We start from the raw sequence: 13,546 nt of genomic DNA, 5'->3' as shown, positions 1-13,546 counted from the left end.
AGCCAAATTATTACCTACCCGTAAAGATAAATCAAGTCACCAAAAGGAAAAAGATTCATCCATAAAAACAAAATAATGTGTGTCGCTGCTAATATGGTTACGATAGGGTAATTCTTTCTGAATGAGTAGAAGCTTTCGTTACGTATAAACATCGTTCATCTCCTTTCTAGTTGTTATTATAGCAAAGAATTGTCATAATCCCTTTATATAGGCTATGTGAATAAAAATTTAACATTCATTAAGTAGAAATGAGGAGAATTATGATCAAAGGTATTGGGATTGATATAGTTGAAATTAATCGTATTAAAGAAATTGTACACCGCCAGCCAGCATTTGTAGAGAGAATTCTAACTGATTCAGAATGTAAATGTTATCACATGCTTCAAGGAAAAAGGCAAGCAGAATTTTTAGCGGGACGTTTTGCAGCGAAGGAGGCTTTTGTAAAAGCAGCTGGGACGGGCATTTCAAAGGATTATAATTGGCATGATATTATTGTTGCAAATGAAGAATCAGGAAAACCGATAATTAACGTAAAAGGGGTCAACGATCGCCTTCATATCTCCATTTCTCATAGTGAAATGTATGCTGTTGCTCAAGTGATTATAGAAAGCTTGTAAAGCTAGTCTGCATATTGCCTAAGGTTGTCTCATATAGTTGTAGTGCGAATAGAAGAGGAGAGTCATTCATCGTCTACTCAATTTGAATGAAAGGTTTCTACAAAGGGCATTTCCAGTCGTGCACCAATTAAGTAGAAATAAAAAACAACAAGTGATAGGCGCACTGAATGTCTTTGATCTTCTTGCAAATGAGACAAAGGGGTGAAGGCATGAGAAAGGTATTATGGTCTACAATAATCGGTTTGTTACTTGCCATCGTTCTTACTGGGTGTGGCGAGAAAACACAAGAAGACATCATGACAGATTTAGAAAAGAAACATTCTGATATGACTGGGTATAAGCTAGATGCAACGATGACTTTGGAAACAGGAAGTGAACAACAGCAGTATGGAGTGGAAGTTTGGCATAAGTCGGATAGCTATTATCGTGTAGCATTAGAAAATGAAAGTAAGGATCAAAGTCAAATTATTTTACGTAACGATGACGGTGTATTTGTACTAACCCCAGCTTTGAATAAGAGCTTCCGTTTTCAAAGTGATTGGCCAACAAATGGCAGTCAAGTTTATTTGTATGAATCACTAATTCAAGATATATTGATGGATCCTGAACGTTCGTTTACTGCTGATGAGGAGCATTATATTTTCCAAACGAATACAAATTATCAGAATAAAAACTTGCATACTCAAGAAATCAAATTAAATAAAAAAGATTTAGCACCTGTTGAAGTGAACGTTATGAATGCAGATCTAGAGGTACTTGTTACTTTGCGATTTACTAGCTTTGAATGGAATGCAGACTTTAATGATGGCGACTTTGATACTGAACGGAATATGACCGGAGCACAAATGAATGATGAACCAGCAATGGCTGAACCGACTGAGCCGATGACTGTTCATTATCCATTGCACACACCAGACGGAACTCAACTAGAGTCTTCAAAGAGTATTGGTTCGGAAGGTGAAGAGCGGGTTGTATTAGAATATAGTGGTGAAAAGCCATTTACAATTATTCAGGAGCAAAGTAGAGTTGTGCCAGCTTCAACACCAATGAATATGAGTGGTCAAGGAGAACCAGTTGATCTTGGCTTCACGATCGGGGTAATGACCAATGAATCATTAACGTGGACATATAATGGAGTTGATTTCTTTATGGCATCTGAGCATCTTGATGTAGATGACATGATCGCTATTGCTAGCTCTGTTTATGGAACGGAAGAAAAATAATAAAGATGCAAACATAATATGTAATCAAAATAGATTTCCGACTTTGCAATTTGTCTGCCTTCTATGAGTGACTGTCTCATAGAAGGCTTTTTATAAGAGATAAGATTGTCGTTTAAAACACTATTTATGGTAAGATAGAGAAAGCTAACGTTTGTTTGGATAAGAGTGGATTGTCATTGGAGGATCAGAAATGAGTAAGAAATTTTACCGTGATACGTGGGCAGAAATCGACCTGAGTGCAATTGGCCATAATATGGAGTCTGTATGTCGGCTATATCGCGGACGAGACGTAAAAGTTATGGCTGTTGTAAAGCAAATGGCTATGGTCATGGGGCTGTAGAGGTTGCGATGGCAGCGATTGAAATGGAGCATCTTATTTAGCTGTTGCCCTTTTAGATGAAGCAATTGAATTAAGAGAGGCGGGAATTGAATCGCCAATTCTCGTTATGGGACGTATACGCCCCCAAGACGTCGCGATTGCCATTGACTATCGGATTACAGTGACAGTATTTCAATCAGAGTGGTTACGAGAAGCTAACTCATATATGACAAATGAGGAAGAATTAATTGTTCATGTTAAAGTAGATACAGGTATGGGGAGGATTGGTGTTAGGGAAAAGGAAGAATTTATATCAATCATTACTTATATCTCTAATCACCCTTCTATGAAGTTAGAAGGTTTGTTCACTCATTTTGCAACAGCTGATGAGAAGGAAACTACGTATTATGAAAAACAGCATGAACGCTTCACAAATGTGCTAATGTGGTTGAAAGAACTCGATGTTCAAGTTCCGCTTATTCATAGTGGTAATAGCGCAGCAGGGATGCGTTTCCCTGATCATACATTTAATATGTTTCGATTTGGAATTTCGTTATATGGGTTAACACCTTCATTAGAAATTCAGGATGAACTACCTATTAAGCTCAAACCAGCATTCACGCTTAAAACACGCATAACACATGTAAAGCAGCTGCCAAAAGGGGAGTCGATTAGCTACGGGGCTACTTATCAAACAAAAGAAGGCGAGTGGATAGGGACGCTTCCAATTGGTTATGCTGATGGTTGGATTAGGAAAAATAGTTCTAAAGGTGGTCACGTGCTAGTTAAAGGAGAGCGTGTTCCATTAGTAGGTAGGATATGTATGGATCAGTGTATGATTCGCTTACATGGTCCGACTGAGGTTGGAACAATTGTGACGTTAATTGGTCAAGAAGGGGAATCTGTAATTACAGTGGATGAAGTAGCACGTAGGCTTGAAACGATTAACTATGAAATTGTTTGTATGATTGGTTCACGTGTCCCCAGAGTTTATGTTAAATAATTTATAATTGACTTTGCAAATCGCGAGAGCAAATGGTATGATTATTCATGAGAAAAATAGGCTCTATAAGCTAGTGCGTGTATGGTGGATGCTGGGGGTGGATGTTTGTGTCAGAGCAAAGTACAGAACGGATTATGATTAATTTGCCACAACATTTGTTGAACGAGGTGGACGGGATGATCAAGCAAGAAAATGTCGATCGTAGTGAGTTTATTTCACAAGCAACAAAAATGTACCTTCGTGAACGGAAAAAGCGCCAAATTCGTGAGACGATGCAGCAAGGTTATATGGAAATGGCTAAAATCAATTTAAATATTGCATCAGAATCTTTTCTTGCCGAGGAGGAAGCAGAGAATACCCTCGATCGCTTAGTGAGCGGGGTGTAGCCTTTGATGGTCAAACGAGGTGATGTCTATTTTGCTGATCTTTCTCCTGTTGTAGGATCTGAACAAGGCGGGGTCAGGCCTGTTTTGATTATCCAAAATGATATTGGAAATCGGTTCAGTCCTACCGTAATCGTGGCAGCGATTACAGCACAAATACAAAAAGCGAAATTGCCGACGCATGTTGAAATTAATGCAAAACGCTATGGGTTTGATCGTGATTCGGTTATCTTGCTTGAACAAATACGAACAATTGATAAACAACGATTGACAGATAAGATCACTCATTTAGATGAGGATATGATGAACCGAGTTAACGATGCATTGTTTATTAGCTTAGGACTTATAGATTTTTAAAGTAGGGAACTCCGCGATGCGGGGTTTTTTTGTATTAGGAACGATTGATGGATTTTACGCAATAAGGCGGTAAATAGTCAATAAATTTGGGATATGAATCTTTGTCATGAAAATGTAAAGCACGAACTCTTTGCAACGATATCGGTCTCATGAAATAATATGTGTAAAGAAGATGGAAGGGGATTGGAGTAATATGCAGTCTTATTTAGTTTCATTTATTTTAAAAGAACGTCAACAAATTTTGGAAAAATGGAAAGTAGAAATTGAGAAAATAAGAGAAGAACAATATTTAGAATCGATAACAGATTCTGTTTATGAACATACGAATCAAACATTTATGAATTATATTTTAAGCATGGGGGATATCAGCTCTGAAGAGGCAAAAATGAAGATTAGTGATTTTGCTGATGAATATATTCAAAGTGGCTGGCCTTTGTCTTATTTCACTCAAGGTATGCAAGCGTTTCGAAGGGTAATATTTGAAGTTTATTCGACGACTTCTCCATCGTTAGAAGATTTTTAGAGACATTTCATAATCTCGAGGATTGGACAAGTGCCATTATTAATCAATTAGTTTCTGATTATACCGGATCGTGGGAAGGGATATTTGAGATGCAGAAGCTTTCTTTATTGGAGCTATCGGCACCATTAATCCCTATATTTGAAGGAGTTACAGTTATGCCACTGATTGGCACTATTGATACTGCACGTGCTAAGTTGATTATGGAAAACTTGTTAGAAGGCGTAATTGAACATCGATCGGAAGTAGTACTAATTGATATAACGGGAGTTCCCGTTGTGGATACGATGGTAGCTCATCATATTATTCAAGCATCTGAAGCCGTTCGTTTAATTGGAGCAACGTGTATTTTAGTTGGAATACGTCCTGAAATTGCACAAACAATCGTTAATTTAGGGATAGATTTAAGTCATTTCCCGACTAGAAGTACGTTGAAAAAGGGGATAGAAACTGCGTTTGAATTGATCAATAAAAAAGTAATTGACCTTTAATTAAAGGGGGCATGGAAAAGTTGAGAATACCAATTTTAAAATTGCGCAACTACTTGTTAGTGAGTATACAAGTTGAGTTAGATGATCAAACGGCTTTACAATTTCAGGAGGATTTGCTTAAAAAAATTCATGACGAAGGTTCACTAGGAGTTGTTATCGATTTAACGTCGGTTGATATGATTGACTCTTTTATTGCAAAAGTTCTTGGTGATGTCGTTGATATGTCAAGCTTGATGGGAGCTAAGGTCGTTTTGACAGGTATACAGCCAGCTGTTGCAATTACCTTAATTGATATGGGGATTAAGCTGAATAATGTAAGAACCTCTTTAGATTTAGAGCAAGGTCTAGAAAAACTCCAATTAGAATTGGAGGGGTGAGGATGAACGATCAACCTTGTGTAGAAGTGAAAAATGAGTGGGGAATTGTTGCTGCTCGCCAAGCTGGAAGAACTCTAGCAAAAGAAGTTGGTTTTGGTAGTGTTGATCAAGCACGAATAGCGACGGCAATCTCAGAATTAGCACGTAATATTTATTTGTACGCAAAACGCGGAGAAATATGTCTTAGGGAAATAGAAAAGTCAAACCAAGCAAGTATTAAACGAGGCATTCAAATCATTGCAAAAGATAATGGACCGGGAATTCCTGATATTAGGCAAGTGATGACAGATGGCTTTACCACGTCAGGAGGCATGGGAGCGGGACTACCTGGTGTTAGGCGTTTAATGGATGAATTTACGATCGAATCGGCAATAGATGAGGGAACAACTGTTACGACAATTAAATGGCTTCCACAATAGAAATGGCAGTTGATAGGGGGAGTAATGTGGATACGAAGGTAACTAGGTTAGAACTGGAATATATGGATATCCTCCAAACGTTTCTTCAATATAAAAGTGAGCAAGGTCTCTATCTAGCACAGCAGTTTAGTAGGCGTCTCCTTGAGGAACAGGTTTCTCCGGAGGAATTTGTTAGTGTTCATCGTTCTGTGTTAGTTAAACTTTTTCCGAATGTACAAGGTGATATGCTTGATGCTTTTGACCTTTTGTTAGAGGTAATGATGGGATATGGTTTAGCTTATCGCGAGCATCAAAGTTTAAGAGACAGACAGCTAGAGTTGGAATCAGAGATTGATGTGGCTGCTAGCATGCAACAAACATTACTTCCGGATAAAGTTCCCGATACAAATAAGATTGATATCGGTGTTGTTAGCGTTCCGGCTAATAAAATGAGTGGGGATTTTTACCATTTTATTCAAGGGGCGGACAATAGAATCGGCATTGCGATAGCTGATATAATTGGTAAAGGAGTTCCAGCGGCTTTGTGTATGTCGATGATTAAATATGCGATGGATAGTTTATCACAGCTTAGCCAGCAGCCTGGTGCGATGCTCGAAAACGTCAATCGTGTCGTTGAACAAAATATTCGAGATAATATGTTTATTACGATGATGTATGGATCTTATGATTTACAAAACGATGTATTTTCTTATGCAAGTGCAGGGCATGAACCGGGTTTTTTTTACCGAGCTGAAGACGACTCGTTTGAGGAGCTTTATGCAAAAGGTATTGTATTAGGGCTAGCGAGCGGAACGACATACAAGGAATTTACAAAATCATTTAATGTTGGTGATTTTGTTGTCCTCCTATCAGATGGAGTAACGGAGTCTAGAAATCACAATCGTTTCATTGAAAGGGAAGAAATTGTGATGTTGCTTCGTCGGCATATGCATGAATCAGCTCAAAGTATCGTTCAAAATATATATGAAGAAATGTCAAAATGGCAAGGATATGAGCTTAAAGATGATTTTACGATGATCGTTTTGAAAAGAAAGGTTTAAATGATTGATTATGTGGTATGAAATAACTATATAAGTGAAAGGGAGTAATTATAGAATGAACCTATCCGTACGTTATGAGAAAATAGAAAACGGACATCACGTTTACCTTTCTGGTGAAATTGATGCCTATACCGCACCTAAATTAAAAGAAGCGTTAGTACCATTAGCCGAAACTAAGGACCAAGATATTGTGATTGATTTGTCTGATGTAAATTATATTGACAGTACTGGACTTGGGATATTTATCGGGATTTTTAAAACGATGCATCAGCATGATGGAGTGTTAAAGCTTGTCGGTCTATCTGAACGGATTCATCGGCTGTTTTCGATAACGGGTTTAGATGAAGTAATGACTATTGAGAAAAAGGAGCGAGTGTGAAATGTATCAGCAAGAGTGTGATCAGATTACAATGTCGTTACCTGCAAAACCCGAATATGTTGGAGTAGTACGTTTAACTGTATCAGGAATTGCTAATCGTATCGGTTTTACATATGACGAGATTGAGGATATGAAAATAGCAATTGCTGAAGCTTGTACAAATGTGGTAGCACATGCGTATGAAGGAACGGGGATGATGAATATTTCATTTTCTGTATATGAAGACCGAATGGAAATTATGGTCGCAGATAACGGACAAAGCTTTGACCTTTCTGACCTGAAAGACCACTTAAATCCAGTTGATGCTGATCAACCGGTAGCAGAATTGAAGGAAGGCGGTCTCGGATTATTCCTTATTAATACATTAATGGATAAGGTGGAAATTAGTAATCAGCAGGGTATCGTTTTAGTGATGACTAAGTTTCTTCACAGAGATGAGGTGGAGCAACATGTCGACGGAGTCAATACAACGCAACCAGAACAATGATGATGTATATAGGTGGATTGATGAATATCAGGAAAATGGCGATAAAAATGTGCAATTGAAAATTGTTGAGCATTATAAGGGTCTTGTCCATTCATTATCAAAGAAGTTCTCGAGGGGGAAGGATCATGAAGAGGACCTCTTTCAAGTAGGGATGGTTGGCTTACTTGCTGCTTTACAACGATTTGATGGAGATTATGGGAGGAGCTTTGAATCCTTTGCTATACCGACAATAGTTGGAGAAATTAAACGATTTATTCGTGATAAAACATGGAGTGTCCATGTGCCTCGACGTATTAAAGAATTAGGCCCGAAAATTAGACGTGCAGTTGATGAGCTAACAACAAAATATCAACGGTCCCCACTTGTTCATGAAATTGCCGAGCATTTAGGTGTTTCAGAAGAAGATGTACTTGAAACGATGGAAATGACGCAAAGCTATCAGGCTTTATCTGTCGATAGGTCGTTAGAGGCCGACCAAGATGGGAGCGAGACGACGTTATTAGATTTACTCGGTGAAGAAGAATCAGGATTTGAAAAAGCTGATCGGAAAATGATGCTTGAAAAAGCTTTAAAGGTTTTAAACGAGCGAGAACAACAAATTATTCACTATACGTATTTTGAGCATCTTAGTCAGAAAGAAACAGGCGAACGTCTAGGGATTTCACAAATGCACGTTTCCCGTTTACAGCGGAAGGCATTAAGTAAATTAAAAGAATCAATCAAAATAGAGCCTACGGAGATATTATAATGATAAAGCGATATACCGATGGGAGAACGGATGTTATTGCTTTAGAGAAGACAAAGCCTGGGAACGTGTGCTGCGGAGATGTACATACGGTTATATATACCGATGAATACATGCTGTGTACGGTCATAGATGGATTAGGTAGTGGAGAATCTGCTAGGCGGTCAGCTAATATCGTGTTAGAAACAATTAAGCGGTACCACCAGTATCCCGTCAATGATATCGCTGATAAGAGTAATCAAAAATTGGGAACTGAACGTGGTGTTGTGTTAACGATTATAAAAATATACTACGATAAAAAGCAAATCGCTTATTGTAACTATGGAAATGTCGTCTTTCTCTTACGGACGCCGGATGGGAAGCTTGTTCAACCAATTCCAAGAAGGGGTTATTTATCGGGTAGGAAAAGTACATTGAATACTCAATACTTCACATTTGAGAAAGATAGTATCTTTTGTTTACATTCTGATGGTATTCGCTCCTTTAAAAAAGAAAAGCTTTTGTCTGCTCATGAATTAGACGATGTAAAAACGTATATGGAGCGATTTATCGAAGAGGTTGCTGATGATGCAACGGTATTAATCGGGAAAATTGGTAGATGATATGAGAGCTCATTAGTGTTTCTATACTAATGAGCTTTATTTTAGTAAGAAACATAACTAACAATTTATAATGTATTTCATATTTGAGTGTACGTGCATTAGCAATACTTAAAATTGACTGCGTATAGGGAAAATTGGTACATTATTTTTTGTGGTATGATATGGATAGTATGTTGAAGTGAGGTGCTTGTATGAACGATGAAAGAAAACATAAGATCATTTGGGAAATTGCAGGAGAAACAAATACAAAAGAGCGTTACGTCTCTCAGCTTATTCAATTGATTGAAGAGGGAAACACCGTGCCATTTATTGCGAGATATCGTAAAGAAATGACAGGTGGGTTCGACGAAGTACAAATACGTGAAATTGTCGATAGATGGGAGTATAAAAATCAATTAATTAAGCGACAAGAAGAGGTAATTCGCTTAATTGAGGAGCAAGGGAAGTTATCGGCTGAGTTAAAAACGCAAATTGAACAAGCTGCAAAGTTACAAGAGATAGAAGATTTATATCGACCTTATAAACAAAAACGTCGGACGAGAGCAACAGTAGCAAAAGAAAAAGGATTAGAGCCATTCGCCGAGTGGTTGTTCTCTTTGCCGAAGTCAGGAGATATTGCTACTGAAGCAGGAGCATATATTAATGAAGAAAAAGAAGTAAAGACTGTTGAAGATGTTATACAAGGTGCACAAGATATCATCGCCGAGTGGGTATCGGATGATGCTGATTTGAGAAAGAGTATTCGTGAAAGAGGCTTTCGTGATGGTAGGGTTCAGACTGTTGTAAAAGATCAATCCCTTGATGAAAAAGGGGTTTTTGAGATGTATTACGAGTATGATGAAGGAATTCGAGCGATTGTCCCTCATCGTATATTAGCTATGAACCGTGGTGAGAAAGAAGGAGTCTTACGAGTGTCGTTGCTTTTCCCGAATGATCGCATTATTCAAGAGATGAAACGGAAATATATCACACAGTATTCAATAGTTGAAGAAGTCGTTTCGGTAGCAATAGAAGATGCTTACAAACGTCTAATTATGCCTTCTATTGAACGTGAAATCCGTAATGAGTTAACTGGAAAAGCGGAAGAACAAGCAATACATATTTTTTCTGAAAATCTTCGGCATTTGCTTTTACAGCCACCGATGAAGGATAAAATTGTTTTAGGTGTTGATCCTGCTTATCGAACTGGTTGTAAATTAGCCGTTGTTGATAGCACAGGGAAGGTTCTAGATATTGCTGTTGTATATCCTACCCCACCGAGAAATGAGGTAGAAAAAGCTGCGACAGTCGTAAAAGAATTAATAAAAAAGCATTCAGTTAATATGATTGCGATTGGAAACGGGACGGCATCTAGAGAAACTGAACAATTTATAGCAGATACGATGAAACAAGTTGAGCAAGAGATTTACTATCTGATCGTGAATGAAGCTGGTGCAAGTGTTTATTCAGCATCTGACCTAGGAAGAGAAGAGTTTCCTTATTTACAAGTAGAAGAGAGAAGTGCGGTTTCAATCGCACGCAGGTTACAAGACCCTTTAGCTGAATTAGTGAAAATTGATCCAAAGTCTGTTGGTGTCGGTCAGTATCAACACGATGTTTCACAAAAACGATTGTCTGAATCCTTGACTTTTGTAGTTGAAACAGTTGTTAACCAGGTTGGGGTAAATGTAAACACAGCATCGGTTGCATTGCTGCAATATGTAGCTGGGCTATCAAAGTCAGTCGCAACAAACATTATTAAACAGCGGGAAGAGTTAGGACGATTTACGGATCGTAAGCAGCTAAAAAAGGTACCTCGTTTAGGGGCGAAAACATATGAGCAAGCGATTGGGTTTTTACGGATTGTTGATGGTGACCAGCCGTTAGATGCTACCGCTATTCATCCAGAAAGTTATAATGAGTCTGAGCAGTTATTGCGACGAATTGGAGCGAACCCGAGTGACATTGGTAGTGAAAAGGTAAAACAACATTTGCAAAATGTAAATATCGACCAAACCGCTAGCGAAATGGGGATAGGCTCTCCAACCTTACACGATATAATTGAATCCCTCATTCGACCGTCACGTGACCCTCGTGATGAAGTTGCAAAACCATTGTTGAAGCAAGGTGTTTTGCAAATGGAGGATTTGCAAGTAGGAATGGAATTGCAAGGAACCGTACGCAATGTGGTCGACTTTGGTGCTTTTGTTGATATTGGTGTAAAGCAAGATGGTTTAGTTCATATTTCAAAATTGACTAATCGTTTTGTGAAACACCCATTAGAGGTTGTTTCCGTCGGTGAAATTGTTACAGTATGGGTAGATCAGGTAGACATTCAAAAAGGACGAATTGCATTAACGATGAAAAAACCAGAACACCAAACTGATTAAAGAGTTAAAGCCTGTCTTAGTTAATGAGGCAGGCTTTTAATTTGACTTAACTGATGTGCCTGTTTTTTCTTTGTAATAAAACCAACATTGATTTAGAATTTTTATTTGGGTACGGTCTTTACGAAAATAGGCTCGTCGCAATTGTTGTCTTAGCCAACTAGGCATAAGGACCAGCTCCTTAACAGTGCTGTTTTCTTTTAGTATATGTAAGAAGGTTTGTCAATGTTGAAAGGTAGTGATAGGATGAATGATCATATTGATTGGTTGAATGAAGGGAATTTACAAAAGCTAGTCGAAGAAATATCAATCGAGTTTTTTAATCGGCCGTTTAAACATAAAGCGATATATAATAATCGTCTCCGTACAACGGGGGGGCGATATTTGCTTCATTCTCATCATATTGAGATCAATCCTAAACAAGTGATCCATTTTGGCTATGTAGGTCTTGTTGGTATTATTAAACATGAGCTTTGCCACTACCACCTGCATTTAGAAAAGAAAGGATATAAGCATCGGGATCGTGATTTTAAGGAGCTAATGCAAAAGGTGGGTGCACCTCGGTATTGTGATATGGTTCCTGGAATGAGAAGAGAGACCTCTGTAAAGCATACGTATAAATGTACGAAATGCAAACTTATTTATGAAAGAAAGAGAAAAGTAGACATATCAAAATTTGTTTGTGGGAAGTGTCGAGGGAAACTGAAAAAAATCTGAAAATAGTATTGAAAGGTTAAGTGAGAATATGCTATATTATAGAAGTCGCTGAAAGAAGTATTATCTTTCGGTTGACATCATGAAGTTAACTGTATATAATACTTTAAGTCGATAATTTACGGTGATGAGATACAGCATAGGAAATCTTAGGAGTTGTCTCGGCAGATCACTGTTCAATGAAAAAGTGACTAATAATATTCCACAGTAGCTCAGTGGTAGAGCTATCGGCTGTTAACCGATCGGTCGTAGGTTCGAATCCTACCTGTGGAGCCATGGAGAAGTACCCAAGTGGCTGAAGGGCGCCCCTGCTAAGGGTGTAGGTCGTTTACGCGGCGCGAGGGTTCAAATCCCTCCTTCTCCGCCAGTTACTTAGAATGGCCCGTTGGTCAAGCGGTTAAGACACCGCCCTTTCACGGCGGTAACACGGGTTCGAATCCCGTACGGGTCATATTTTTATTTTAATATCGGAGGATTAGCTCAGCTGGGAGAGCACCTGCCTTACAAGCAGGGGGTCGGCGGTTCGATCCCGTCATCCTCCACCATTTTGGTCCGGTAGTTCAGTTGGTTAGAATGCCTGCCTGTCACGCAGGAGGTCGCGGGTTCGAGTCCCGTCCGGACCGCCACTCATTTGCGGGTGTGGCGGAATTGGCAGACGCGCTAGACTTAGGATCTAGTGCCTTCGGGCGTGGGGGTTCGACTCCCTTCACCCGCACTTGTAAAAAGATAATGGTGTGAATGCGGTTGTGGCGGAATGGCAGACGCGCTAGGTTGAGGGCCTAGTGGGGGTTGACCCCGTGGAGGTTCGAGTCCTCTCAACCGCACCAATCAATAACCATTAATATAAAGGTAAAAGGTAATATGTTTTGCGCCCTTAGCTCAGCTGGATAGAGTGTTTGGCTTCGAACCAAAAGGTCGGGAGTTCGAATCTCTCAGGGCGCGCTTACTAATATTTCGGGAAGTAGCTCAGCTTGGTAGAGCACTTGGTTTGGGACCAAGGGGTCGCAGGTTCAAATCCTGTCTTCCCGACCATTCAAAAAAAGACTTGCTTTTCAAGTTTAAATAGTTTATTATTGAATGTGTTGCTTTAATTTTCATATCGCGGGTGTGGTGAAACCTCAACCACGAGCAAAGTTTCATTGAGATGACGTCTAGTTATCTCGACACAACTTTCAACGAAGCGGAACTTGTAGAGGAAGAGGCATGGAAAATTATAGCTAAAGTTCAAAATAGTATGCGGGTGTAGTTTAGTGGTAAAACCTCAGCCTTCCAAGCTGATGTCGTGAGTTCGATTCTCATCACCCGCTCCAACAAATAAATAGTAGTTGGGTGCTTTTTTTATGCCTTTTTTAGGGCCTGTAGCTCAGCTGGTTAGAGCGCACGCCTGATAAGCGTGAGGTCGGTGGTTCGAGTCCACTCAGGCCCACCATATTAAAAATAAAACGTTGACAATCGAAAGATAAACGTTTATACTATAAAAGTCGCTTAATTGCAATATAGAGAT

Annotated in this window: 15 protein-coding genes, 11 tRNA genes and 2 pseudogenes; 27 read left to right on the top strand and 1 reads right to left on the bottom strand. The window is 39.0% G+C overall.

The window, feature by feature from the left end; translation table 11 throughout:
* Positions 1-260: 260 nt before the first annotated feature.
* The 15 genes and pseudogenes from acpS (at position 261) to JCM19034_RS08255 (ending at position 11,331) form a co-directional block, all read left to right on the top strand.
* Entirely contained in the window at positions 261-617 is a 357-nt protein-coding gene (acpS, locus tag JCM19034_RS08320; RefSeq protein ID WP_062048832.1) for a holo-ACP synthase, read from the top strand.
* 209 nt (positions 618-826) lie between these two features.
* On the top strand, positions 827-1,840 hold the full coding sequence (locus JCM19034_RS08315) for an outer membrane lipoprotein carrier protein LolA (RefSeq protein WP_062048830.1): 1,014 nt from the start codon (positions 827-829) through the stop codon (positions 1,838-1,840).
* A gap of 190 nt (positions 1,841-2,030) precedes the next feature.
* Positions 2,031-3,162: pseudogene (gene alr / locus JCM19034_RS08310) on the top strand (alanine racemase).
* A 101-nt stretch (positions 3,163-3,263) separates the two neighbouring features.
* Positions 3,264-3,548 (top strand): CopG family ribbon-helix-helix protein, encoded by a 285-nt coding sequence (locus JCM19034_RS08305; protein ID WP_062048828.1) that lies wholly within the window; start codon positions 3,264-3,266, stop codon positions 3,546-3,548.
* Positions 3,549-3,551: 3 nt separating this feature from the next.
* Positions 3,552-3,902, top strand: coding sequence for a type II toxin-antitoxin system PemK/MazF family toxin (locus JCM19034_RS08300; RefSeq protein WP_062048826.1), 351 nt, complete (start codon positions 3,552-3,554; stop codon positions 3,900-3,902).
* Positions 3,903-4,095: 193 nt separating this feature from the next.
* Positions 4,096-4,425, top strand: coding sequence for a hypothetical protein (locus JCM19034_RS24735; protein ID WP_197276365.1), 330 nt, complete (start codon positions 4,096-4,098; stop codon positions 4,423-4,425).
* Between the two features lie 92 nt (positions 4,426-4,517).
* Positions 4,518-4,913: pseudogene (locus tag JCM19034_RS24730) on the top strand (STAS domain-containing protein); the annotation flags it as partial.
* A gap of 11 nt (positions 4,914-4,924) precedes the next feature.
* Positions 4,925-5,290, top strand: a complete 366-nt coding sequence (locus tag JCM19034_RS08290; RefSeq protein ID WP_197276364.1) for an STAS domain-containing protein — start codon at positions 4,925-4,927, stop codon at positions 5,288-5,290.
* A 2-nt stretch (positions 5,291-5,292) separates the two neighbouring features.
* On the top strand, positions 5,293-5,709 hold the full coding sequence (locus tag JCM19034_RS08285) for an anti-sigma regulatory factor (RefSeq protein ID WP_062048825.1): 417 nt from the start codon (positions 5,293-5,295) through the stop codon (positions 5,707-5,709).
* 26 nt (positions 5,710-5,735) lie between these two features.
* Positions 5,736-6,749: a PP2C family protein-serine/threonine phosphatase gene (locus JCM19034_RS08280; protein WP_062048823.1), complete on the top strand. Its 1,014-nt coding sequence runs from the start codon at positions 5,736-5,738 to the stop codon at positions 6,747-6,749.
* Positions 6,750-6,804: 55 nt separating this feature from the next.
* Positions 6,805-7,128: an STAS domain-containing protein gene (locus JCM19034_RS08275; RefSeq protein WP_062048821.1), complete on the top strand. Its 324-nt coding sequence runs from the start codon at positions 6,805-6,807 to the stop codon at positions 7,126-7,128.
* 1 nt (position 7,129) lies between these two features.
* Entirely contained in the window at positions 7,130-7,615 is a 486-nt protein-coding gene (gene rsbW / locus JCM19034_RS08270; protein ID WP_062048819.1) for an anti-sigma B factor RsbW, read from the top strand.
* Complete coding sequence (sigB, locus tag JCM19034_RS08265; RefSeq protein WP_062048817.1) at positions 7,578-8,363, top strand: RNA polymerase sigma factor SigB; 786 nt, start codon at positions 7,578-7,580, stop codon at positions 8,361-8,363. The genes rsbW and sigB overlap by 38 nt, the downstream gene beginning before the upstream one ends.
* The gene (locus JCM19034_RS08260) at positions 8,363-8,962 is read left to right on the top strand and encodes a SpoIIE family protein phosphatase (protein WP_062048814.1); all 600 of its coding nucleotides are present in this window, start codon (positions 8,363-8,365) and stop codon (positions 8,960-8,962) included. Before sigB ends, JCM19034_RS08260 begins: the two co-directional genes overlap by 1 nt.
* Positions 8,963-9,153: 191 nt before the next feature.
* Positions 9,154-11,331, top strand: a complete 2,178-nt coding sequence (locus JCM19034_RS08255; protein ID WP_062048812.1) for a Tex family protein — start codon at positions 9,154-9,156, stop codon at positions 11,329-11,331.
* A gap of 36 nt (positions 11,332-11,367) precedes the next feature.
* Here the strand turns inward: JCM19034_RS08255 and cmpA are convergent, their stop codons facing one another.
* Entirely contained in the window at positions 11,368-11,496 is a 129-nt protein-coding gene (cmpA, locus tag JCM19034_RS21670; protein ID WP_156323918.1) for a cortex morphogenetic protein CmpA, read from the bottom strand.
* A gap of 99 nt (positions 11,497-11,595) precedes the next feature.
* Between cmpA and JCM19034_RS08250 the strand changes: the two genes are divergently transcribed.
* From JCM19034_RS08250 to JCM19034_RS08195, 12 genes are all read left to right on the top strand, one after another.
* Positions 11,596-12,045 (top strand): SprT family protein, encoded by a 450-nt coding sequence (locus JCM19034_RS08250; protein ID WP_062049257.1) that lies wholly within the window; start codon positions 11,596-11,598, stop codon positions 12,043-12,045.
* A 198-nt stretch (positions 12,046-12,243) separates the two neighbouring features.
* Positions 12,244-12,318: transfer RNA gene (locus tag JCM19034_RS08245), tRNA-Asn, on the top strand.
* Position 12,319: 1 nt separating this feature from the next.
* Positions 12,320-12,409, top strand: a tRNA-Ser gene (locus JCM19034_RS08240).
* A 12-nt stretch (positions 12,410-12,421) separates the two neighbouring features.
* A tRNA-Glu gene (locus JCM19034_RS08235) sits at positions 12,422-12,493 on the top strand.
* Positions 12,494-12,511: 18 nt separating this feature from the next.
* Positions 12,512-12,587, top strand: a tRNA-Val gene (locus JCM19034_RS08230).
* Positions 12,588-12,591: 4 nt separating this feature from the next.
* Positions 12,592-12,668 (top strand) — tRNA-Asp (locus tag JCM19034_RS08225).
* A 7-nt stretch (positions 12,669-12,675) separates the two neighbouring features.
* Positions 12,676-12,757 (top strand) — tRNA-Leu (locus JCM19034_RS08220).
* A 25-nt stretch (positions 12,758-12,782) separates the two neighbouring features.
* Positions 12,783-12,869 (top strand) — tRNA-Leu (locus JCM19034_RS08215).
* Between the two features lie 41 nt (positions 12,870-12,910).
* Positions 12,911-12,984, top strand: a tRNA-Arg gene (locus JCM19034_RS08210).
* Positions 12,985-12,997: 13 nt separating this feature from the next.
* Positions 12,998-13,074, top strand: a tRNA-Pro gene (locus tag JCM19034_RS08205).
* Positions 13,075-13,278: 204 nt separating this feature from the next.
* Positions 13,279-13,352: transfer RNA gene (locus JCM19034_RS08200), tRNA-Gly, on the top strand.
* A gap of 42 nt (positions 13,353-13,394) precedes the next feature.
* Positions 13,395-13,471: transfer RNA gene (locus tag JCM19034_RS08195), tRNA-Ile, on the top strand.
* The last annotated feature ends 75 nt before the right edge of the window (positions 13,472-13,546 follow it).

Source organism: Bacillus sp. JCM 19034 (genome assembly GCF_001310635.1).
Taxonomy (GTDB): Bacteria; Bacillota; Bacilli; order Bacillales; family Bacillaceae_D; genus Halalkalibacter.
Note: the sequence above shows the minus strand (reverse complement) of the source record. Positions and strands in the feature narration are given on the sequence as shown.